The following is a 22550-nucleotide window of genomic DNA, read 5'->3' on the forward strand; positions in this document are numbered from 1 at the left end:
AGCTGCTTCAGTAATAATTAAAAGAATTCGCTAAGTGTTTCGTTCTTTGGGCCCAGTTTCGGTGGCACGCCGTTTCCATCATCTGTCCACTCATTTGATAAATTGCTGGAGAGCTTTGATCTAAGATTGACTCAGCTTGTTTTATGTAACCACTCGAGTAGTCATGAAAAAAATTCTCAATCACAGTGACTTGTTCTGGATGTATTGCCGTCTTACCAAAAAAACCAAAATTCAGATCCATACGAAGCTCCTTTTCAAGAGTCACTCTATCTTCCAAAAAATCAAAGACAGGTGCAGAAAGTTCATATCCATGAGGTCTAAACGTAATAATCAATTGCTCTATGATGATTCGCAAAGGCGTGTCATAGATAGTCTGTCCAGGCATTCGTTTAATCCCAAGAATATTGAATAAGTCGTTCCCACCTATTCTTAGGCATATAATACGGTCTTTGATTGAGTTGAGTTGCTCTCGAATTAGTACCAAATTTTTCGGACACATCACTTCTGAAGATTCAAGTGTCGGCATGACTTTAAATGGATGAGAAGAGGAGATTAAGACATCATGATATTCATTTAAGGTTGTTAGATCATACTTGGGCAATACAAAGCCATCAATCTTTTCAATTCCATCGAAACCCAATATTTCTTTTAGTACCAAAGCATTTCTTGGCCGAATAAAACGCTTAAATTTAGAGTTATCTTCTAACACTAACAATGCATTTCTTAGGTTATCTAAGCTCAGTTTTAGTTGATCGTCCGATACTGCATCTTCAGTACAAAACACCATACTCTTAGAGCCTAAACCGTTTGACATTATCTGACTTAACTTGTCATGAGTACAAGGTGTATATAAAGTAGCTCCAAGTGAAAAGTACATATTTTCTTGCATCATTCAGCACCTTTATTCATGGTTTTAATGATTGCGCAGGCTTCAAATAAAAGTTTTTTCTGTTCAACAACTGTAACATTTTTTTCTTTGGCTAATAGAATCAAGTGTTGTACCTTAGGGCTATCTAGAGAGCGTAATATTAATAGTGAAGGGACTCGTCTGAGCATTACTCGAGTTGACTCCGCAATCCCTGGTTTCATATAGTTAATATCTGATATAGCATGAATTCGCTTCATATTGTCTATAAAGGCCTTCATTTTCTCTTGACGCACAGTATTGTTTTCTAATACATCAGCGCTATGCTCTGATTCTTTATTAAACTCAAAGACAATCTGGTCAATAAACCATTGAGAGTGATCATCATCAGCTAGATGATGATTAACTACACAGCCATGAAATCTACCAGTGCTTTTAGATTGCCAAACGCTTCGCGATATCAACCCTGAGACGGTGGAATTGAGCATAGATGAAGGAATGGGGTAATCTTCATCAGTAGCACAAAAGTCAGCACAACCACCACTGTCTGAAATAACATACAAATCGTCTGGAATCAGGGTATTGTTGTCTAAATTATATCGCTCAATGGATGACTTTAGCTCTCGAGTTATCACCCCTTTCGCCGTCCAACCGTCAATAAAGGTGAGCGAATGTGATGCTATATTTTTATCTTTAATCAAGTAATCTAAGGCGTTGGTATCAATACCTCGATCTCGAATAATACTGATACTGTAATGACGAACCTCACGGTTATAGTGCAATTCCAATGCCTTTTTAAGCAATACTCCAATTGGCGTACCAGCTCTAGCCAAAGATACAAGAACTATCTCTCCTGGCCTATTTCTATCAATAATTTTAGCCAGCGTTAAGATATGTTGGGCTAGCTTTCTCTTGTACTTTTTCGTAAAAGTAAAGAAAAGTTCATTGTATTTATCTGTTGGCTTTACTTCTTTACTGAGCATTTCAGAGTAATGTCGCTTTCCTGATTGAATTAGCGTTTCTTTATCTTCTATGTCACAGTAAACGGGATCGATGATATCCAGCAAAAATTCACAATCTTCTCTGGTATAACTCCCGGTAATGGGTTCATTTAAGTTATGCATTTTCATTACCATGATACACTGTTAGAGATCTGACTATTGGTCGGCATCAATGCGAAGTCCGCTTTTTTCATAAACGGCAAATCTGACAAGCTATCTCCTAAACTGACCAAAAGAGTATTATTATCTAGGGAATGTGATTTAATTAAATACTCAACAGCGCGAGTCTTTCTCGTATAAGGTGGTAGTAATGCCATATTACGACCATTAATATGGATTTTAAGTTGTAGTTCAATGCTCTCTAATAGGCTGGAAACTTGATCAAATACTAAGTCATAATCCGTACCTTCCTGACATTTGATACAGATATAACAATCTAATTCACCTTCAGATACTACATAACTAGCCGCTGAAAATTCAGCGCTTTCGATCAATTCATTAATGCATCTACTCAAATCATGTAATGATGTTGACCAACAAGATAGAGAAAATTCATCACACTGATACTTCATCCATTCTTTATCAATATTTCCGTCGGCATCAACGATCAGTGCACCATGAGATACAATTTTCCAAGAGTTGAATAACTCTGTTAGATTTACTCTATTTAAAGTTTCGAGACTTCGCCCTGTAACAGGAATAATATTGCTGTTTGAATGGGAAAAGATATCTAGTAGCGCCTTCTGCTTTGGCGATATAAATGAACGCGGATTTCCATCAATATCCAATGCGGCAACAGCAAGTGTGGTCCCCGGAGGATGTTTTTTTTCCGTGGCAATCAAACAGTCATCAATATCTGTAAACAGTATCGTTTTCATCAATGTGTAACCAGTAAATTTTTCAGTGGATATAACTTGGCAAACTGATGGATTTCTCTCTGCGATTCATCTTCTATTAAATGCACAGCAGCTCGCTCTTGATCATCAAAATTGTAAATGTAATGTTCAACACTACGTTCATCTATCCGAAAAGCGCGCTTAGTTTCAATCGCATCCCCTAGCATTATTGGAGAACGGGATGTCGACTGAAACACAACATCTCCACCTTGTTGTTCTGCCTGCTCTGCAATGAGAAATGGCAGATACAAGTGTTCTCCATCACCAACCACAGTAATAGGTTTAGAAATATCAACCCTAGGTATGTCACCTTGAAAAGGCATCTCAATTGCAAAGCGGCCTAAATCCTTTCTAGAATTGGCTTTCGAAAGCCCCTTATCGACGTTGTCTGGTAATTTAAGTGCAAGGTTTGAGTCAGCATCAAATTCAAAACTCCCCTCCAAAAGTGATGTGAATTTTACAGAGGTAAACCAATCCTCGAATTGCTGTTTACTCGTTTCATCAAGCCAATTAACGAGTGAGACAATCACGACTTGTTTAAGATTGGGAAGCTTATCAAGTAATTTGTCTCCCAAAAGTTTGAGAGTTCGACCTGTAGAAATTTCATCATCAACGAGTATCAACCTCTGACAAGCAATAATCTGAGGAAGCAACTCCGCCTTCGGCTGATAAAAGATATGATCTACTGCGTGACTATGCGCTTCATCTAACGTAAACCATATCGGCTCCGGTGTATCCGTTCTTGTCGTGTGTTGGTAAAACACTGAAGCTGACTGCTTTTTAGACAAACTATCAGCAACACCTGCACCTAGCCCTGTCGCCGTTTCAGCCATACCAACCACAAATGTTGGGCAATCTTCATCGATTGGTTCAATCAGCATGTCGTAGCTGGCTCTCATTTCTTTCGGTTTAACGGGTAAGTGCTTACCTAGGACTTTGGAAACAAACAAGAAGCCTCTTTTAGGATTTTCTCTAGATGCAAAGGATAAAAGTTCATCGAGTGGAACCGTTTGCTGTTTCACTGATACATTTAACGTCCCATTTCTTATTTTAAATTTCATCGCGATTCACTACATTTCAATTCTGACAGGTTTATGATGATGCAAGGTAAAAGTCATTACCGTCGAATTTCCATTGTTAAAGACATTCAGTTTCTAATAATGGTCATTCTATGAAATGCAGAGTCAGCGCACTTTTCACACTAAATTTTTACGTCAGCATGCTCTCGACTCACTGACGCTAAGAAGCCCTATCCAGCGTCTAGGTTACTAGCCACCTTGACACTATTAATAGATTTGCATCTAAAAGTCTCAAACTTATAAGAAGTGATAGTTTTTGACCCTGCTGGGCAATTTTAGCGATGTCAATAGCTGAACGGTATTCGAGTAATGCAATATAGTTATTTTAACTATCAATTTAGTCAAAATGACTAAATAACATAGTAAATACACTTACTCTTTACCTATAAAATTGATATTAAAAGTCAAACTGATGAAAACAAGAAATAAAACTTCAACTCAATATTGGAAGGCTTATAACATTTTTTGTTTACAGAGGAGGAACGCCATAAAAACATCTATCCATCGCAAAAAAGCGACTGGCGTGTTCTTAGGCAATGGCGGTAAGAAATAAAAGAGTGGCTGATGTTCATCAGCCACTCTACGACAAGTCTATGGTTTTCCGTGTGGTTTGTCCCTAATATACCTATTCACGTACTAATGATACTAGAACTGATCCTCTTCCGTTGACCCCGTCAGAGCCGTAACCGATGAATTACCACCTTGGATAGTGTTGGTCATCTTATCAAAGTAACCTGTACCCACTTCTTGCTGATGTGCAACGAAGGTGTAGCCTTTCTCTGCTGCCTGGAATTCAGGGCGCTGTACTTTTTCAACGTAGTGGCGCATACCCTCACCTTGTGCGTAGTCATGCGCAAGTTCGAACATGTTGAACCACATGTTGTGAATGCCCGCTAATGTGATGAACTGATACTTGTAGCCCATGTCAGATAGTGCTTGCTGGAACTTAGCAATAGTTTCTGCATCCAAGTTCTTCTCCCAGTTGAACGAAGGAGAACAGTTATATGCAAGCAGCTGGTCTGGGTATTCAGCGTGAATCGCTTCTGCGAACTTACGCGCTTCTTCTAAACACGGTGTTGCCGTTTCACACCAGATGAGGTCAGCGTATGGTGCGTAAGCTAGACCGCGGGAAATCGCTTGATCAATGCCAGCACGTACGCGGTAAAAACCCTCTTGAGTACGCTCACCTTGAATGAAGTCTTTATCGTATGGGTCACAATCCGACGTTAGTAGGTCTGCCGCGTTTGCATCCGTACGAGCGATTACCAGCGTCGTGGTGCCTGCTACGTCAGCAGCGAGACGAGCTGCTACCAACTTCTGAACCGCTTCTTGAGTAGGTACGAGAACTTTACCACCCATGTGACCACACTTTTTCACTGATGCAAGCTGATCTTCAAAGTGAACACCTGCCGCGCCAGCGTCAATCATCGACTTCATTAGTTCGTATGCATTGAGTACGCCACCAAAACCGGCTTCTGCGTCTGCAACGATTGGTAGGAAATAGTCGATACCGCCTTCATCAGCAGGAGACTTACCGCCAGACCATTGGATTTGGTCCGCACGACGGAACGAGTTGTTAATGCGCTTAACCACTGAAGGCACTGAGTCAACCGGGTAAAGTGACTGGTCAGGGTACATAGTCGATGCAGTATTGTTATCTGCCGCTACTTGCCAACCTGATAGGTAAATCGCTTCAATACCCGCTTTCGCTTGCTGTACTGCTTGACCACCGGTCAGTGCACCCAAACAGTTTACGTAACCTTTCTTAGCATCACCGTTGACCAAAGACCACAGTTTGTCTGCACCACGCTGAGCAATTGTGTTGGCTGGCACCATTGATCCGCGCAGTTCCACGACTTCTTCTGCTGTATATGGACGTTTTACATTTTTCCAGCGTGGGTTGGTTGCCCACTCTTTTTCAAGAGCTTCGATTTGTTGGCGGCGAGTTAAATTCGTCATCGGTCTATCCCTCTATTGATGTGCGCTACTATTTATTGACAATACGGGCGCTGTTTTTATTTTTTCTCTGGCGGTACATCCATCTCCGCCTTAGAACATTCACGTTATTGTTTGAATATTTCGTCATTCCTTATAGTGAGGAACGAACGTAGTAAGGAATCTATATACGCTGTTTGAGATCCCCAACTCGGTCGTACCTCCCTCTTGAGGATGACAGAGTCGTTAGTCCAAGAAGTCATATCCTGGGACGGTTAAGAAATTGGTCAGTTCATCACTGGTGGTGAGCTTAGCCATTAGCTTGGCGGCTTGTTCAAATCGACCCGAGTCATAACGCTCTTGGCCAATCTCACTTTTCACCACTTCGATCTCTTCTGTTAAGTACTGCTCGAATAGCGGTTTGGTCACCGTTTGTCCGTTATCGAGTGATTTGCCATGCTGAATCCATTGCCAGATCGACGCTCGGGAAATTTCTGCCGTTGCGGCGTCTTCCATCAAACCGTAGATAGGGACACAGCCATTACCAGAGATCCAAGCTTCAATGTATTGGAGTGCCACTCGAATGTTGTGGCGCATGCCCTGCTCTGTTCGTTCTCCTTGGCAAGGCGCAAGCAGATCATTGGCAGTAATCGGCGCGTCATCCGAACGAGAAACATCAAGTTGATTAGTTCTCTCGCCCAGCACACTGCCAAACACTTCCATTGCCGTGTTGGCTAAACCAGGGTGCGCCACCCAAGTACCGTCATGGCCGTTATTTGCTTCCAATGATTTATCGTTTTGAATTTTGTCGAGAACCTTTTGATTCTCCTGTGGATCTTTTGCTGGAATGAATGCTGCCATTCCCCCCATTGCAAAAGCGCCACGACGATGACAGGTACGGATAAGTAAACGCGAATAAGCATTTAGGAACGGCTTATCCATGGTTACAACCTGACGGTCCGGAAGAACACGATCTGGGTGCTTTTTCAGTGTTTTGATGTAGCTAAAGATGTAATCCCAGCGTCCACAGTTAAGACCCACAATGTGCTCTTTAAGCGAAAATAGGATCTCATCCATTTCAAACACGGCTGGCAGTGTTTCAATCAGCACAGTGGCTTTGATAGTGCCTGTATCTAGACCAAAGTAATCCTCAGTAAAATGAAACACTTTGCTCCACCACTGCGCTTCTTTATGCGATTGCAGTTTTGGTAGGTAGAAGTATGGGCCACTGCCCTTTTTCATTAACGTGCTGTAGTTATTGTAAAAATAAAGCGCAAAGTCGAATAAAGCTCCCGGAATGATCTCACCATTAAAGGTCACGTGTTTTTCTTTTAGGTGTAAACCACGCACTCGGCAGATCAAAACCGCAGGATCATCCTTCAACTCATATTGCTTACCATTAACTGGGTTGGTGTAACTGATCTCGCCATCTACTGCGTCACGCAGGTTGATTTGACCATCTAACACCTTATCCCAAGCGGGGGACATCGAGTCTTCAAAGTCCGCCATGAACACTTTCACGTTCGCATTCAGCGCATTAATCACCATTTTACGGTCAGTAGGACCGGTAATTTCTACGCGGCGGTCTTGTAGATCTTGAGGAATCCCGAGAATTTTCCAGCTACCTTCTCTAATATCTTGTGTATCTTCGAGAAAGTCTGGCAGTTCCCCAGCATCGATACGTGCTTGCTTTTCTTCACGTTGAGCAAGTAGTGTATCGGTCTCGCTGGCAAACTGAGCACACAGAAGAGATAAAAAGGTTTGGGCTTCAACAGGGAAAATAGCCTGATGTTCTGGTGAAAGGGTACCAGTCACTTCAAGCATGCCTTCTTGATGTAAGGTTTCTTGGGCTTCGGCTGTTGTTTTTTCTCTATCTGGTGTGTTGGCAAGCATATTCTCTTCCTTTAACGCTCCGATACAACGATGACTGTTATGGGTTGTATCAGTGGTTGCTCTAACTTTTGAAGAGTTACATTTGTAACTATAAAACAACAACCAAATATCCTAATTGATCACTGTCTTCTTCGTTTTTTTGTCTTGTGAGCTCTACCTTGGCTAACCTAGTTTGCCTTTTCAATCTAGACATAAGCCTCACAGAACCTTTATTTAAACTACACCAACATGCGATAGAGCAAAAGTCCTAAAGTAGCCTATCGACTAAATTCAAAGTTTTATTCCGCTGCCTATAAGTTGTTGATTTTGATCACCAAAATGTAACCAGTTACGTAATTTAATTACAGTAAAATTAGAGCTGTAAAACCGTTTCAAACACGCGTTTAACTAACGAGTGAATTAGGCATCGCTTTAACAGACAGGGGATTTCGTGGCTATTACGGAGGCGGGTCAAACAGAATATTTTTAGTGAGCTGTAAAATTGACACTGTGAAATTTCACAATTTAATGAAAGCTTCATCAAGATTTCTTTGTAAAATTTTACAAGTCAAAGTTCACCAACAGAATAAAATGCTAAAAAGCACACTAAAACCAGTGTGCTTTTGGAAGGTACCAGCGAGATTTGGTCTAATACTTATCGCTAAAGCAGCTCTGACACGACTTGTGCCAGTTGATTAAAAGTATTCACTCTTGAAGAGCTAGGACGCCAAACTAGCCCAATATGGCGGTGTGCTTGCTGCCCAGGAGCATCAACAACCACTAAGTTCTGATTATCAATCAACCCGTGTTCGATGGCCATCTGGGGGATAAAAGTAGTTCCTAACCCATTGGCAACCATCTGAACTAAGGTATGTAAACTGGTTGCAGAGAATGGATTAATCTTCTCTTTCTTAGTCAGCTGGCAGGCAGAAACGGCATGTTCTGTTAGGCAGTGTTCTTTTTCTAGTAAGAACACAAATTCATCAGGTAAATCATCGTACTTAATCGGGGTCTGAATCGCGTCGGCCTGATTACGGCTGATGATCATCCGAAATGGATCATTGCCGACGATTTTGCTTTCCATGCCATCTATATCAACTGGCAAAGCTAAGATAAGTACATCTAATTCACCGTGGCGCAGTGCCGCTAGTAAATTGGTTGTGGTGTCTTCTCTTAGCAATAAATTCAGTAAAGGGAAGCGCTGGTTCACTTCCTGCACCAAATCACAGAGTAAAAAAGGCGCAATGGTTGGAATACAGCCAACACGCAATTGCCCTTCCATTTCATCTCCCTGACAAAGACGACCAAGTTCAACCAGATCTTGCCCTTTTGCCAGAAGTTCACGCCCTTGCTGTACTACCTGCTCTCCCGCCAGTGTAAACACTAATGGGCTTTTCTTATCTTTTTTTTCATAAAGAGGACAGCCAATCAACTCTTCAAGGTTTTGAATGCCCTTACTGAGCGTTGATTGGCTAACAAAACACCTTTCAGCTGCCTCACTAAAGTGACGTGTTTCGTGTAAGGTGATGAAGTAATGTAATTGCTTGAGGCTAGGCCACTTATTCATAATTCTGTATGTAACTCTGACTCATCCAGTGATCGGGGTAATAGTTTAGCTATTATCGTTTTTTTCGATTAACTCAATCTATTTATTTCGCTTTTTTCAATACTACAATCTGTACTATAGTTTGTCGCGCACAAACACGGACCAAACCAGAAACTCAACGCTTGGTTTGGAACTAACCATATATTTTAGGAGCAAAAAAATGGTACTAGTCGGTCGTCAAGCCCCAGATTTTACTGCTGCAGCTGTTCTAGGTAACGGTGAGATCGTTGATAACTTCAACTTTGCAGAGTTCACTAAAGGTAAGAAAGCGGTTGTTTTCTTCTACCCACTAGATTTCACTTTCGTTTGCCCATCTGAGCTAATCGCTTTCGATAACCGTCTAGCAGATTTCCAAGCTAAAGGTGTTGAAGTAATCGGTGTTTCTATCGATTCTCAGTTCTCTCACAACGCATGGCGTAACACTGCTATCGAAGATGGCGGTATCGGTCAAGTTAAGTACCCACTAGTTGCTGACGTTAAGCACGAAATCTGTAAAGCATACGACGTTGAACACCCAGAAGCGGGCGTTGCTTTCCGTGGTTCTTTCCTAATCGACGAAGAAGGCGTTGTACGTCACCAAGTTGTTAACGACCTACCACTAGGCCGTAACATCGACGAAATGCTACGCATGGTTGACGCTCTAAACTTCCACCAGAAGAACGGTGAAGTATGTCCTGCACAGTGGGAAGAAGGTAAAGCAGGTATGGACGCATCTCCAAAAGGTGTTGCAGCGTTCCTATCTGAGCACGCAGAAGACCTAAGCAAGTAATTTTGCTTTCGCACCCAAGCTCAACGGGTGTCTTGGTTGGACAATATAAAGCTAAAAAGCAAACGCCAATCAGTTTAAAGTAAAGTCTTTATTTAAAGAGCCCGAAACTCAGTTTCGGGCTCTTTTTATTTTGCTTCCACACTCAATGACTATTATCGCTCTCACAACTTCCCTATATAGATAAAAAGACAAGATATCGCTAAAGAGACAAAACGTATCGACCTAAAGACTTTATCTGTTTCTGCTCTTTAAAGTCGAAAAAGCTCTCTTTATGATGAACTCAACTGATTTGGAGGAAGAGATCACTCTTCCAGACTGACGATTACTACACGGAGATTCAACATGGCTTACTTTTCTCTAGCCTTTGGTACGGCAACCAAAAACCGCGATGGAAAAATCATTGAAGCATTTTTCCCGAACCCAGTTCTTAACCCGTCTGACGCACTGGTAGATGCAGTCGCAAAAGTAGCAGGTTACGAGCAAGGCAACCAAGCGATCGAAATCTCTGCGGCACAAAGTGCAGAACTTGCTGGTGCATTCGAAGCAAACGGTGATGCTGCAAACGCCTCATTCGCAGCTAAAGCAGCGGAGTCTTCACAACCGCTAGTACTTGTTGTTCTTGCAGCAGATGAGAAGCCAGCTTCTGTTGCTGAAGGTTTCCTGAAGCTTCAACTGATCTCTAACCGTCTAGTTCAACCTCACGGTACTGTACTTGACGGTATCTTTGGCCTACTGCACAACATTGCGTGGACCAACGAAGGCCCTATCGATCTGCCAGAACTGGCTGATCGCCAAATTGAAGCACGCCTAGCAGGCCGCAATCTATCTGTCGATTGTGTCGATAAATTCCCTAAAATGGTTGATTACGTGGTACCTGCTGGTGTGCGTATCGCTGATACTTCACGCGTTCGCCTTGGAGCTCACGTTGGTGAAGGCACAACCGTTATGCATGAAGGTTTCATCAACTTCAATGCAGGTACAACTGGTGTGAGCATGGTTGAAGGCCGTATCTCTGCTGGTGTTGTGGTTGGTAACGGCTCTGATATTGGTGGCGGTGCTTCAATCATGGGTACACTGTCTGGTGGTGGTTCAGTTGTCGTTTCTATCGGTGAAAGTTCACTGCTAGGCGCAAACGCAGGCCTTGGTTTCCCGCTGGGCGATCGTTGTACTGTTGAGTCTGGTCTGTATGTCACTGCGGGTGCTAAGGTTCGTATGCTGGATTCAGAAGGCAACGAAGTGGAAGTGGTGAAAGCACGCGACCTAGCTGGCGTGTCTGATTTACTGTTCCGTCGCAACTCAGTGACTGGTCAGATTGAATGTCTGGCGAACAAAACTGCAGTAGAGCTGAACTCTGAGCTACACAGCAATAACTAAGCTGGAAGCCGAACAGAAAAAGGGTTGATGTGTAAGCATCAACCCTTTTTATTTTTCTGCTAAGTGGATCGATCTGCACGCGAATACAGCCGTCACCTACTTAACCTGGATGACCGTCAACTCTCGCTTTTAGCAACATAGGGCCAAACTTAATCACATACAGAGTAAACGCCAGCACCCACAACAACCCGCTGATATCGATCATCAACATCATTTGAGCTGGCCAAAGAAACACACCAAGGCTACGAACTACCGCAGCAGCCGTCAGCATAGCGAACGCTAACGCCATATTTGGCCCCTGATAAATTGCTCGCCCAGTATGCCCCATGGTTACACGGGCTATCATCGCCAGTATCAAACCACCGAGCGCTCCAATCGCAAACAGATGCAACATATTGTGGCCCGCAAATGGGTTATCGAGTAAACCTCTTAATAATAGGCTGACCGGAATACACAAGTAAGCTAAGTGCAGTGCCCACACTAACGGCTCTTTAACGGTACGCCACGGCTGCCATCTCATCACACGTACTAAATGTGCTAAACCAGAAATGACCATCAGAGGAGGCCCTAGCTGAGCAAAAGTGACAGGGAAAAAGCTCACAATAAATAAACTGACCAGCGGTAGGTTTGCCGTCCATTCAAGCCAAGTCATCGGCTGTGGTTTCTCAAAGTTAAATCGCCGTGCTGTGAAGAATGGAATCACTCGCCCGCCCATCACCGACAGTAAAATCGTAAACCACCACAACATTGCCTGCCAGACCGCTGAAGAAGGAAACGGCGGCATCCCCTTAATGGTCGCGTAGCTGGCGAAGTTCGCTACAATAGCGAGAACAAACAAGGGCACAAAGAATAGATTTTTCCACCCTTTGGCTTTGATCACTCGAGTGCCAACTTCATACGCTGCAAAAGCAATAAACAGAGCCTCAATAGTTGAAATCAACCACAAAGGTGCAGGTGTCCAGAACAGCACGCGCGGAAGCAACCACAAACCAACCAGTACCGCCAATCTATGATGCTTGGTGCCATTGATTCCAGTCCAGTTTTGGACTGCGGTCAAGACAAACCCCACCACAATAGCCATCGAGAAACCAAACAACATCTCATGCACATGCCACCACAAAGCTGGCACTCTTAACGCCGCAGGCTGGCCGTTTTGAAACATCCATACCCACAAGGCTACAGCAATAACAGCATAAACGGCCCCAAGCAAAAAGAAGGGCCGGAATCCCAAACGTAAAATCGGCGGAATGGCTTCTTCGACTTTTTTGTCAGTAATATTGAGCACAATGGTCACTCCAAATATTGAATCTAAGTATCTAACAGCAATATTTATTCCAGTGTTAAATCAACTGAAATTCAATACTTTAAAAAAAATCATGTCTTTATGACTCCGAAAAATAAGGTCATAAAGACACATAAGAGTAATAGAGATACAAATTTTGAAGATATGAATCATTGACCCAAGTCGTCAGAAGTTGACAATAACCCTCCTGGACATAGTGAGGTTTTAGATGAAAATTGTTGCTGTTACCGCCTGCCCTACCGGTATTGCTCATACTTACATGGCGGCCGATGCATTGAGTAAAGCTGCACCTAAAAAAGGCTTGCAGATCAAGGTCGAAACTCAGGGTGCAATGGGGATTGAAAACCCTCTCTCCGCTCAAGATATCATGCGCGCAGATTTGGTTCTGATTGCTTCAGATATAGAGATAGAACAGCGTGCGCGCTTCACTGGTTGTAAAATCCATGTTGTTACCATTGAAGAAGTTTTGACCAATGTTGATGCCGTTCTCGACAGGTGCAAATCACTGTGATTGAGCGTCGAATTACGTTCGTTCTCCCCGAGGATGGATTTGCCAGTTGGAAAATCAATCGACTCAAGGCCTTGAGCGGGATGTTTCGCTCGGTGGTCGTGTTACTTAATGTCACCAAGTGGGAAAGAGCAAATATCGAGCACCCTTTGCAAATCATGTCGTTGGGCAGTCAGGAGTTCGATTTATGTCAGATACACATTGAAGGCTCCGATGCAGAATTGGCCTGCATGGTGTTTACTAATTTCATCAGCGATCAGTTCACCTTGGTCAATACTGCGCATAAGAGTAACCAATTAACCAATATTGCGCTGCTCAGCAATCTACCTACTTTTCATCTCGATTTTCCACTTAGCTACTTACACCATCACAGTGAGATTGACACTAAGTCAGCGGCATTCAGCCTCGCGACAAAATGCATTACCAGCTCAAACCCTGCTCTGATATGCGAACAGTTTGCTCAGCGAGAGCTGACCTCTTCAACCGCTATCGGGCATGGTATCGCCCTTCCTCACATCATGAGTGAAGCGATTGATATCCCAAGTATCAGCATTGTATCGCTGACAGAAGAATTAGACTGGAACTCTCCAGTTCAGGGTGGCGTCAGTATGATCATCGCTATCGCTCTACCACATAACGCTTCACGTGATGTCTTGCTAGCCTTTACGCGCCTGACTCGCTCATTGCTGGATCCAGACTATTGTCAGTTGCTGCGCACCAGCCACGAACCACAGGCGTTAAAAGCACTCCTTACTCATAAGTTGGCACAAGCCTAGCTCGCCCGATACTCGCTCGGCGTCATACCGACTTTGTTCTTAAACACCCGAAAAAAATAGTTGGCATCTGCGTAACCACAACGGTTCGCCACTTCCTGTAGACGGAAGTCATAGCGCTTGAGCATAAACTTAGCACGGTCAATTCGAACCCAGGTGATGTAGTCGGCCAGTGTCATATGCCCTTGTTGGCGAAACAAGCGCGACAAGTGATTGGGAGAAACGTTAAAACGCGAAGCGATCGATGTACGGGTAATCGCACGATGAAAATTCTCTTGAATATAAATACAAATCCCTTGGTAAAGATCTTCACTGTGGCTTTTCGAACGGCCATCAGGCTTTTGTAGCATTGATTGGCAGTAGCTGAGCAGAGCCACCAGCAAATGTTCATCCATCGGAGCTTTTTGAGGTTCCTGCGCTAACGCATTCAATGCCTGCAAAATATGATCGACAGCATGCCCAGTTCGGGTCGGTACAGAATATTTCTGGATGTCATAGAAACCGCTTTCCCCTGCACGTTTGCTCACCAAGCTAAAACCTAACTGGCGACGGCCAAACAGCAAACTCAGTACCGAGCATTCGTTCTCCCAGTTCGGTTTATTCCAACAGTTAGGAGGAATATAGAGTGCGTCTCCACTCAATACGCTAATGTCCGCAATTCCTTGTTCAGGATCTTCAAGTTGATTGAGGTACTCGCCACTTAAAACGAGCTCAAGCCGCGGAAAGTTCACCTGATAACTAAAAGCCGGGGGTGTGAGTTTGTCTGCAGCAAACCAGATACGACTAAAATGCTCCCGTTCATGAATAACATTATCGAGTAAATCATGGAATATATGACTCATAGCCCCTCTCAAATAATCACTTTTCGTGACTTCCATCAACAAAAAACATATAAAATCGAGGTTACTATACTCTAGTTTTTATGATTTGTATTTTTCCTTTCAAAGATATGAACACTCAATAAAAACAATAAATATATGATATTTAATGATTAATTGAAAACAAAATAAACTAATTACACTTAAATCAATAATTGAGTTCGATCACACTCTAAATCTATAGTTACAATAATCCAGTAAATGCATTTCTGGTACACTAAAAATCCTTGACTGAATAACCCACAATTATCCTCAGATAAAAAACAAGTTCCGCACAGATCGGAACCAATCGGGGTAAACGAGATGATCACAGACTTAATCAATCAAGAGTTGATTTGCTTAGATCTCCAAGCAACAACCAAGCAAGAAGTATTCGAAGAACTGATCGAACTGCTGAACAACAACCACCGCATCAGTGACAAAGCGCAATTCCTCAACGACATTCAGGCTCGAGAAGAGATTGGCAACACAGGCTTTGAAGATGGCGTTGCGCTGCCTCATGCTAAAAGCGCTGCAGTTTCCCAACCTGCTGTCGCGATTGGTATTAGCCGCCAAGGGATAGAATACGGCGCAGAAGACGGTCAGCCGAGTAAACTATTTTTTATGATTGCCTCTCCTGATGGAGGTGCCGACCACCATATCGAGGTGCTGGCTGAACTCTCTTCAAAACTGATCGAAGAAGGTTTTATCGAACGTTTTATGCAGGCCAATTCTGCTGAAGAAGCGTTAGAATTACTGCTCGCCAAACCACAAGATCTGCAAGATAACCCAGAAGCCGATCAAGGCTTTTTAATCGGTGTTACCGGCTGCCCAGCAGGCGTTGCGCACACATACCTAGCTGCCGAAGCCTTAGAAAAAGGCGCCGCTGAACTTGGCTATCAAATCAAGGTCGAAACCAATGGTTCTATCGGGGTCAAAAACACACCGAGCTCAGAAGAGATAGCTAATGCTGACGCTATCATTGTCGCCTGTGACAAACAGGTTGATATGAATCGTTTCGCGGGAAAAAAGGTCATCACGACAGGCGTCAAAGCCCCTATCAGCGATGCTAAGGGTTTAATAGAAAAAGCGCTACAAGCACCACTCTATACAGCGAGTGAAGAAAGCCAAACGACTGAAACAGCCTCTTCGAATGCCCGTAGCGATTTATACCGTTACCTGATGAACGGCGTTTCACACATGATTCCATTTGTGGTCACAGGTGGCCTGCTGATCGCTCTCGCGCTGGCCATTGGTGGCGAGCCAACGTCTGCGGGTATGGCAATCCCTGAAGGCAGCATGTGGCAAAAAGTTCTCGATGTCGGTGTGGTGTCGTTTACCTTAATGATCCCTATCTTAGCGGGCTACATCGCCTATGCGATTGCCGACCGTCCGGGTCTCGCACCTGGATTAATTGGCGGTTGGATTGCGAACAATGGTTCTTTCTATGGTGCAGAAGCTGGTACAGGTTTTATCGGCGCCATCGTTGCAGGCTTACTGGTTGGCTATTTTGTCAAATGGCTGACGAGCATCAACTACCATAAATTTATTCAGCCATTAGTGCCTATTATGATTGCACCAATCTTAGGTTCTTTGTTTATCTCCAGCCTGTTTATCTTCGTCATCGGTGCACCTATTGCAAGCTTAATGGATGGCCTGAACGCGATGTTAGTCAGCATGAGTACTGGCAGTGTGATTCTGTTGGGTATTGTCTTAGGTGGTATGGCTGGTTTTGATATGGGTGGGCCGTTCAACAAAGTCGCATTCTTGTTCTCTGTCGGAATGATCGCCAGTGGTCAGACGCAATTTATGGGCGCTATGGCGTGTGCGATTCCTGTAGCACCTCTTGGTATGGGTTTAGCCACTTTCCTTGGTCGCAAATTCAATCTATTTGAAGAATCAGAAATCGAAGCTGGTAAAGCGGCTGGCGCCATGGGCTTGGTCGGTATCTCAGAGGGCGCGATTCCATTTGCCGCGCAAGACCCAATGTCTGTGATACCTGCTAACGTGCTTGGCTCTATGGTAGCGGCCGTAATGGCATTCTCATTTGGTGTCACCAATAGCGTCGCGCACGGTGGGCCTGTTGTCGCATTGCTTGGCGCAATGAACCTACCACTGATGGCACTGCTTTGCATGGCGGCGGGTACATTCGTGACCGCCCTGACCTGCATTTCACTTAAGAAGATGCGTAAAGCGAAAGCACAGCTAGCAACTGCTTAATCATTTGAGCACTTTAAGCGCGATCCCCTATTTTGCGCGCTATTCAGACCCCGTTTTTACGGGGTCTTTTCTTTTGTGGCAAAAACCTTTAGGTTGTTTGTTGAACACAGAGGAAAAATACATGGCAATTTACATCTTTGGTTACGGCAGTTTAATGAACTCCGCATCGAGACAACTGACAGGAAAAACCGCGCAAGCTTTGCCCGCCATTGTTCATGGCTTCAAACGCTACTGGGGTAAAGTGGATGACAGTTATATCCTTTCACCACTGGTAGTAAATAAAGGCGAAGGATTAGTCAATGGAGTACTACTCGAAATCAGCGAAGATGAGCTGAGTGAATTTGATGTTCGCGAGCGAGGCTACCATCGAGTGGAAGTGCCCCATTCACAGCTTGAGTGTGATAACCCTTTTCATGCCAATGATCAGGTTTGGATGTATATCAAAGACAACCCAGAACCACCATGTAACCTGAGCCCTATCATGCAAACCTATATCGATACCGTATTAGCAGGCTGTCTGGAAATTTCCGATCAGTTTGCCAAACAATTTATTGAACACACCATCGGCTGGCACTTCCCGACGGAAGATGACCGGCATGCGCCTAAGTATAGCAACCTCGCGGGTGTAGAAGCACACCATTATCCACTGATTGATAAACTAATAAAGGGAGCATAATGCTCCCTTTTCAATTCGCTAATACAAGTGGTTAGAACTTATAGTCTAAGCCTAAGAACAAAGTGTCCATATCGAAGTCTGCATTATCGTACTCAGCCGTTGTTGTTCGATATCCAGCATTAATGCTCCAATTATTATTGAATGCGTAGCCTGCTTCAACACCATAAAGCACTGAAGAGCCAGAAGCCTCAGAACCGTTGGACTTGTTTTCACCACCAACACCACCGATTCCAAAGATTCCACCTAGATAGAAACCTGAATGGCCAAAGTAGTACTGAGGTTTCACATTCAAGTTGAACGCTGAAAACTCAAGGTTATTCACCGCAGTATCACCTTTCAGGGCAATATCAAAAGACCCGTAATGCGCGTACTCAGCTTCTAGACCAACCACAAATGAGTCAGCGATATGGAAGTTATAGCCAATTGCTAGCGCCGCACTGGTAGATGACACCTCACCTGCAGAGCTCGCCCCATCCCAGTTTGTCGCATTAACATCTGTATCAATTATGTCTACACCTAGATACCAGCCATCATTTAGGTAACCACGTTCTGCCTGCTGTGCATCTACGTTTTCCGCACCCACTGCTTGAAATGAAACTGCAGCGACTAGAGCTGCGAGTAACTTCTTTTTCATTATTATTCCCATATATTTTGAATATACATCACAAAATTTCTCGCGCGACTATAGGGAACTCAATAAAAAACAAAACCATCATTAAACGATATATTGATCAAGATCTCATTAATAAAACAAATACGAACAATTGTCGTACAACCTTAGTAGAAAGGGGGGGACAAGAGCACACAATATGACGACAACAATGCCAATATACCTAAGCAACACCCGGTGAGCAGACACTTGTTGATAGTTACGCCATAGCAGTTAACGTTTTGAGCATCACTAACCTCCACACTTCTCGATTGGCGGAATTGTGTCTTCGGCTTAATCTTAGTCACAATGCTGACTGAGCAGCGCAGTCACTGATTCATCATCGTTATACTAAATACTACTATCAGCGTAATGTTCACTGACAATGCAATAAAATGAAAAAACCACCATGTGGTAAAAGCTCATGGTGGTGTCGAAAAGCCGACAAATGTTTGCAAATGAGTATAGACAGTGACTTTCTATAACATTTCCGCTACCTTTTGGGGCTCAGGTGTACGAATCAAGTAGTCAAAGGCCCCTAAGCTTGCTTTCGCTCCTTCACCCATAGCGATGATGATTTGCTTGTAAGGAACAGTGGTTACATCTCCGGCAGCAAAGACACCTTTCATTGATGTTGCACCATGAGCATCAATTTCAATCTCACCACGTGACGATAGCTCAACATGAGTACCTTTCAACCATTCGCTGTTTGGCATCAAGCCAATCTGGACGAAAATGCCCGCGAGTTTAATTTGTCTCAACTCGCCAGTGTGACGATCTTTGTATTCCAGACCTGTTACACGGTTACCGTCACCCAATACGCGGGTAGTTTGTGCCATCTTGATGATGTCTATATTCGGTGTTGAGTTCGCTTTGTCGATCAGTACTTGGTCAGCACGTAGTGTGTCGGCAAACTCAAGAACAGTCACATGCTCTACGATGCCAGCGAGATCAATCGCAGCTTCAATACCTGAGTTACCGCCACCAATGACCGCAGTCTTTTGACCTTTGAATAGAGGCCCATCACAATGCGGACAGTAAGCCACTCCTTTATTACGGTATTCTTGTTCACCCGGAACCTTCATCTCACGCCAGCGAGCCCCGGTACTGGTAATGACAGAACGTGCACGTAAAACCGCACCACTTTCTAGCTCTAGATGGATATATCCGTCTGCTGTCTGTTCTGCATCGACAATATTCGCTGCACGCTGCTCCGTCATCACCTCTACACCGTAATCTTTGACGTGCTCCTCTAAGCTCGCCACCAGCTTAGGCCCCGTGGTTGTTTTCACTGAGATAAAGTTCTCTATCGCCATCGTGTCCATCACCTGACCACCAAAACGTTCCGCAACGATGCCAGTACGAATGCCTTTACGTGCCGCATAGATTGCGGCTGAGGAACCAGCAGGTCCTCCTCCTACAACAAGAACATCAAATGGCGCTTGTTGAGTCAGATTTGCCGCTTTTTTCTCTGCAGCACCGGAATCTACTTTATTGAGAATTTCAGCTAGTGACATGCGCCCTTGACCAAATAGTTCCCCGTTAATAAAGACACTGGGTACCGCCATGATATCTCGTGATTTAACTTCACCTTGGAATACCGCACCGTCAATCATAGTGGTTTTAATTAAAGGGTTAATCGCAGACATGGTATTCAATGCCTGAACCACTTCCGGGCAGTTTTGACACGATAGTGAGATAAAGATTTCAACATTCAAAGCTTGGCTTAATTGACTGATTTGCTCAATCACATCCGCTTCCAGCTTAATTGGGTGTCCACCACTGTGGAGCAGCGCCAATACAAGCGAGGTAAACTCATGTCCCATAGGTAAACCAGCGAAACCAATCGCAGTACCTTTTGTCTGGTTCACCACCTGCATAATTGGCTTACGTGAACTGGCATTATCATCACGTTTAATTTGAATTTTATCTGTCAGTGAAGCGATATCATCTGCCAATACCTCAAGTTTGCGTGCTGTTTCACTTTCGTCCAAGCTCAGTATGAGCTCAACGTCTGTTTTTAAATTTTCTAGGTATGCTTTAAGCTGCTGCTTCATCGCTTGGTCTAACATAGTCGTGCCTATCTGTTCATTCTATATAACAACAAATGCGCTCTTGCCGTGAAAAGGAATAGCAAAAAGGGTCGCAAGTTAGCGATGTTGTTTCTATTGATTTAAAGTTTGATGGCGGCACGCCAAGCCCTTTAGGAGCGCGGACATGACGTGCCTTTAATGAGGTAGAACGAAATGTTCTGACTAACCGCTAAAGTGTTAGATTTTGCCTACTAGGTCCAAAGATGGCGCGAGTGTCTCTTCACCTTCTTTCCATTTGGCAGGACATACTTCGCCAGGATTTGCTGCTACGTACTGTGCTGCTTTTACCTTACGCATGAGATCTTCTGCATCACGACCAATACCTTCCGCAGTGATCTCCATTGCTTGGATAGTGCCTTCAGGGTCAACGAGAAATGTTGCTCGGTCTGCCAGACCTTGACCTTCACGCATCACACCGAAATTGTTTGTGATTGTGCCAGTTTGGTCGCCAACCATGTAGTAGTTGATTTTACCGATCGTGTCTGAGCTATCATGCCACGCTTTGTGCGTGAAATGTGTGTCAGTTGATACAGAGTAGACCTCTACGCCGCGGCTTTGTAGCTCTTCGTAGTGATCGGCTAAATCACCTAATTCTGTTGGACACACGAAAGTAAAATCAGCTGGGTAGAAGAAGAATACGGCCCACTTGCCCTTTACATCTTGTTCCGTGATATCTACGAACTCGCCGTTTTTAAATGCTGTTGCTGAAAATGGTTTAATTTGTGTGTTGATCATGACTGTACTCTCTTATTAACTCTAGTGTTTGAACGCTGCCTTGCGTCGATGTAGATAGTTTGCCGTGACCTGGTTAATAGGTAAACTTGGACGTTTCTATTGCTCCAATAGGAAATGCCTATGGAGTTAGAGAGAAAAACCAGAGTGATGGAAGCAACAAAGGGAAGAGTAAATAACCTTACCGTCAATTTTTGGTAGTACCGCTATGACTAAGTAATGGTAAAGAAGGATCATCATCAATTAAGCTATCAGGGGCGATAGAAAATGAGCAAATCAAGTAGAATAATACGATGTATTAACGATACCGCTTAACTCCGCCTAAGTTGCACTGTATTCCGCTATCGGAGGACCGCCCTAACCCACTATCTATCAAGCCCCCTATTTCACAACACGTGTAATAATATTGCGCAACCAGATACTCTTTTCTTCATACTGGTTAGCACTAAGAAACAATAATTTAATGTCGAAATCTGGTACTTCCAAGGGAGCTGCAACCGCGGTTAAGCTGTAATTATACATTTCCAGTTGTGCAAACCTTTTCGGGATGATGCAAACCATCTTGCGGCCAATCAATAACTTCCGAATGGTCAAAAAATTTCGAGACGCTACCCCCACTCTTCGCTCGTGGCCCATTTTAGCCAGTTTTTTATCTACCTGAGTTTCTAAACTACCATCTGAGCTCACTAACGCATGTTCGACAGACACAAATTGTTCCAATGTCATAGGATTCTGGTGCTCAAAGGTAAGAGGGTCAAACAAACACAAATGCTGTTCAGAATAGAGATATTGCGAGGTGAAACGGCGACTATGGCCATCAATACTGCCAATGATTGCGTCGATATGCTCACTATCTGCTATCGCTTGGTAGTTGCTACGGTTAACATTAAAAAAACTAATTTGTGAGTGAGGCGATTCGTTTTTAATGGCATCAAATAATATCGGAGCAAAGAGCTGCTCAGCGTAATCGGTCAACCCAATTTTCCACACACCACTGTAGCTTTGAGGGTCGAAACCTTTCTTACTCAATACGTCGTTTTGAATGCTAGCCAAGAGATTATTCACAAGTGGAGCTATGTCATGGGAGCGCTGCGTCGGCTCCATACGCACCCCCACACGTTTAAAGAGAGGATCATCAAATAAAGTACGCATGCGTTGTAGTGTATGACTCATAGCTGATTGGCTGACATAGCACTCCTGAGCAGCGAGACTAACGCTTTTTGTCTCATATAACGCCTGAAAAGCGACCAAGAGATTGAGGTCAACACCTTTCCAACTAAACTCTCTCATCGTAATCCCATGCAGTTCATATGCTGTATTAAAACTATTAATTTGAATCATT

General features: G+C 43.7%; 19 protein-coding genes. 6 read left to right on the plus strand and 13 right to left on the minus strand.

Features of this window, described 5'->3' with window-relative positions; genetic code table 11:
* Nucleotides 1-7: 7 nt before the first annotated feature.
* The 7 genes from TW84_RS15750 to TW84_RS15780 form a co-directional block, all read right to left on the minus strand.
* Complete coding sequence (locus TW84_RS15750) at nt 8-892, minus strand: HpcH/HpaI aldolase/citrate lyase family protein (protein ID WP_045976587.1); 885 nt, start codon at nt 890-892, stop codon at nt 8-10.
* A complete protein-coding gene (locus TW84_RS15755; RefSeq protein ID WP_052707933.1) occupies nt 889-1989 on the minus strand; it encodes a cysteine protease StiP family protein in 1101 nt (366 codons plus the stop codon). Before TW84_RS15755 ends, TW84_RS15750 begins: the two co-directional genes overlap by 4 nt.
* 5 nt (nt 1990-1994) lie before the next feature.
* Nucleotides 1995-2744 (minus strand): HAD family hydrolase, encoded by a 750-nt coding sequence (locus TW84_RS15760; protein ID WP_045976589.1) that lies wholly within the window; start codon nt 2742-2744, stop codon nt 1995-1997.
* On the minus strand, nt 2744-3823 hold the full coding sequence (locus TW84_RS15765; protein ID WP_045976590.1) for a phosphoribosyltransferase domain-containing protein: 1080 nt from the start codon (nt 3821-3823) through the stop codon (nt 2744-2746). The genes TW84_RS15760 and TW84_RS15765 overlap by 1 nt, the downstream gene beginning before the upstream one ends.
* 663 nt (nt 3824-4486) lie before the next feature.
* Nucleotides 4487-5800, minus strand: coding sequence for an isocitrate lyase (gene aceA / locus TW84_RS15770; RefSeq protein ID WP_045976591.1), 1314 nt, complete (start codon nt 5798-5800; stop codon nt 4487-4489).
* A gap of 222 nt (nt 5801-6022) precedes the next feature.
* The gene (gene aceB / locus TW84_RS15775) at nt 6023-7669 is read right to left on the minus strand and encodes a malate synthase A (protein WP_045976592.1); all 1647 of its coding nucleotides are present in this window, start codon (nt 7667-7669) and stop codon (nt 6023-6025) included.
* A gap of 640 nt (nt 7670-8309) precedes the next feature.
* Entirely contained in the window at nt 8310-9215 is a 906-nt protein-coding gene (locus TW84_RS15780; protein ID WP_045976593.1) for a hydrogen peroxide-inducible genes activator, read from the minus strand.
* Between the two features lie 199 nt (nt 9216-9414).
* Here TW84_RS15780 and TW84_RS15785 point away from each other — a divergent pair, with 199 nt between their 5' ends.
* Together TW84_RS15785 and dapD are read left to right on the plus strand one after the other, a co-directional pair.
* Nucleotides 9415-10023, plus strand: a complete 609-nt coding sequence (locus TW84_RS15785) for a peroxiredoxin (RefSeq protein ID WP_019274128.1) — start codon at nt 9415-9417, stop codon at nt 10021-10023.
* Nucleotides 10024-10365: 342 nt separating this feature from the next.
* Entirely contained in the window at nt 10366-11397 is a 1032-nt protein-coding gene (gene dapD / locus TW84_RS15790; RefSeq protein ID WP_019274127.1) for a 2,3,4,5-tetrahydropyridine-2,6-dicarboxylate N-succinyltransferase, read from the plus strand.
* A gap of 100 nt (nt 11398-11497) precedes the next feature.
* On the opposite strand, the gene TW84_RS15795 is transcribed toward dapD, so the two are convergent.
* Nucleotides 11498-12682 (minus strand): NnrS family protein, encoded by a 1185-nt coding sequence (locus tag TW84_RS15795; protein WP_045976594.1) that lies wholly within the window; start codon nt 12680-12682, stop codon nt 11498-11500.
* Between the two features lie 226 nt (nt 12683-12908).
* Between TW84_RS15795 and TW84_RS15800 the strand changes: the two genes are divergently transcribed.
* Together TW84_RS15800 and TW84_RS15805 are read left to right on the plus strand one after the other, a co-directional pair.
* Nucleotides 12909-13211 (plus strand): PTS fructose transporter subunit IIB, encoded by a 303-nt coding sequence (locus tag TW84_RS15800; protein WP_006959770.1) that lies wholly within the window; start codon nt 12909-12911, stop codon nt 13209-13211.
* Complete coding sequence (locus tag TW84_RS15805) at nt 13208-13984, plus strand: PTS sugar transporter subunit IIA (RefSeq protein WP_045976595.1); 777 nt, start codon at nt 13208-13210, stop codon at nt 13982-13984. Before TW84_RS15800 ends, TW84_RS15805 begins: the two co-directional genes overlap by 4 nt.
* Here TW84_RS15805 and TW84_RS15810 read toward each other — a convergent pair.
* A complete protein-coding gene (locus TW84_RS15810; protein WP_045976596.1) occupies nt 13981-14823 on the minus strand; it encodes a helix-turn-helix transcriptional regulator in 843 nt (280 codons plus the stop codon). The two genes, TW84_RS15805 and TW84_RS15810, sit on opposite strands and share 4 nt — an antisense overlap.
* A gap of 339 nt (nt 14824-15162) precedes the next feature.
* Between TW84_RS15810 and TW84_RS15815 the strand changes: the two genes are divergently transcribed.
* Nucleotides 15163-17058, plus strand: a complete 1896-nt coding sequence (locus TW84_RS15815; RefSeq protein WP_045976597.1) for a fructose-specific PTS transporter subunit EIIC — start codon at nt 15163-15165, stop codon at nt 17056-17058.
* Between the two features lie 121 nt (nt 17059-17179).
* Nucleotides 17180-17734 (plus strand): gamma-glutamylcyclotransferase family protein, encoded by a 555-nt coding sequence (locus TW84_RS15820; RefSeq protein WP_045976598.1) that lies wholly within the window; start codon nt 17180-17182, stop codon nt 17732-17734.
* A 31-nt stretch (nt 17735-17765) separates the two neighbouring features.
* Here the strand turns inward: TW84_RS15820 and TW84_RS15825 are convergent, their stop codons facing one another.
* From TW84_RS15825 to TW84_RS15840, 4 genes are all read right to left on the minus strand, one after another.
* Nucleotides 17766-18368, minus strand: coding sequence for an outer membrane beta-barrel protein (locus TW84_RS15825; protein WP_045976599.1), 603 nt, complete (start codon nt 18366-18368; stop codon nt 17766-17768).
* A 494-nt stretch (nt 18369-18862) separates the two neighbouring features.
* Nucleotides 18863-20455, minus strand: coding sequence for an alkyl hydroperoxide reductase subunit F (gene ahpF / locus TW84_RS15830; protein WP_045976600.1), 1593 nt, complete (start codon nt 20453-20455; stop codon nt 18863-18865).
* Between the two features lie 198 nt (nt 20456-20653).
* The gene (ahpC, locus tag TW84_RS15835) at nt 20654-21211 is read right to left on the minus strand and encodes an alkyl hydroperoxide reductase subunit C (RefSeq protein WP_045976601.1); all 558 of its coding nucleotides are present in this window, start codon (nt 21209-21211) and stop codon (nt 20654-20656) included.
* Between the two features lie 378 nt (nt 21212-21589).
* Complete coding sequence (locus tag TW84_RS15840) at nt 21590-22498, minus strand: LysR family transcriptional regulator (RefSeq protein WP_045976625.1); 909 nt, start codon at nt 22496-22498, stop codon at nt 21590-21592.
* Nucleotides 22499-22550 lie beyond the last annotated feature (52 nt).

It is taken from the genome of Vibrio neptunius (assembly GCF_000967495.1).
Classification (GTDB): Bacteria; Pseudomonadota; Gammaproteobacteria; order Enterobacterales; family Vibrionaceae; genus Vibrio; species Vibrio neptunius.